At 67.3% G+C, this 1,075-nt stretch carries 2 protein-coding genes; both read left to right on the top strand.

Annotated elements, in window-relative coordinates; translation table 11 throughout:
* Positions 1–310, top strand: a 310-nt coding sequence (locus AC1DWF_RS32425) for a fumarylacetoacetate hydrolase family protein (RefSeq protein WP_476842624.1), incomplete at its 5' end; no start/stop codon positions are given.
* Positions 307–1,075, top strand: a 769-nt coding sequence (locus AC1DWF_RS32420) for an exodeoxyribonuclease III (protein WP_476842623.1), incomplete at its 3' end; no start/stop codon positions are given. The genes AC1DWF_RS32425 and AC1DWF_RS32420, both read left to right, overlap by 4 nt.

Genomic DNA, 1,075 nt, shown 5'->3' with positions numbered 1-1,075 from the left:
CCCCTGGGACATGGGCAAGGGCTTCGACCTCTCCGCCCCCATGGGCGACCTGATCCCCGCCGCCGGCTTCGACCCGTCCAAGGGTAAGATCGAGTTGAAGGTGAACGGCAAGGTCACGCAGACCTCCGACCTCTCCAAGCTCATCTGGTCGGTGCCCGAGGTGATCGCCAATCTGTCCGAACTGGTCGAGCTGGCGCCGGGCGACCTCATCATGACCGGCACGCCCGAGGGCGTGGCTGCGGTGGTGAAGGGCGACGTGCTGGAAGGCTTCGTCGAGGGCGTCGGCGAGGTGAAGACCAAGATCGTATGAGTCGTTCGCTCCGGGTCGCGACCTGGAACATCAACTCCGTCCGCCTTCGGCTGCCGCTGCTGCGGGAGCTGGATGCGGAGCTGCGGCCCGACGTGCTCTGCCTGCAGGAGACCAAGTGCCCGGACGAGCACTTCCCGCACGAGGGCATCCGGGAGCTCGGCTTCGAGCACGTCGCCGCCAAGGGGATGAAGGGCTACAACGGGGTCGCGATCCTCTCGCGCATCCCGTTCACGCACCGCGCCGAAGATCCCGATTGGTGCATGAAGGGCGACTGCCGGCATGTCGGCGTGACGCTGGACGCGCCGGGCGGGCCGATCGACCTGCACGACTTCTATGTCCCTGCCGGCGGCGACATCCCCGACCGTGAGCTGAACGTGAAGTTCGGCCACAAGCTCGACTTCGTGGCCGAGGCGACGGCGTGGTTCGCGTCGCATGGCGAGGCGAAGCGCTCCATCCTCGTCGGCGACCTCAACATCGCGCCGCTCGAGCACGACGTCTGGTCGCACAAGCAGCTGCTGAACATCGTCTCGCACACACCCATCGAGGTGGAGGCTCTGACGAAATGGCAGCACGCCGCCAGCTGGGTCGATGCGCTGCGCCACTTCGTCCCCGCCGACCAGAAGATGTACACGTGGTGGTCCTACCGCGCGAAAGACTGGGAGGCCGCCGATCGCGGCCGGCGGCTGGACCACATCTGGGTCAGCCCGGACCTGAAGGGGAGCCTCGTGCGCCACCAGATCCTCAAGCCCGCCCGCGGCTGGGAGC

The sequence above is a fragment of the Aminobacter sp. P4_D5 genome (assembly GCF_056401815.1).
This window is presented reverse-complemented; position numbering and strand designations above follow the sequence as displayed.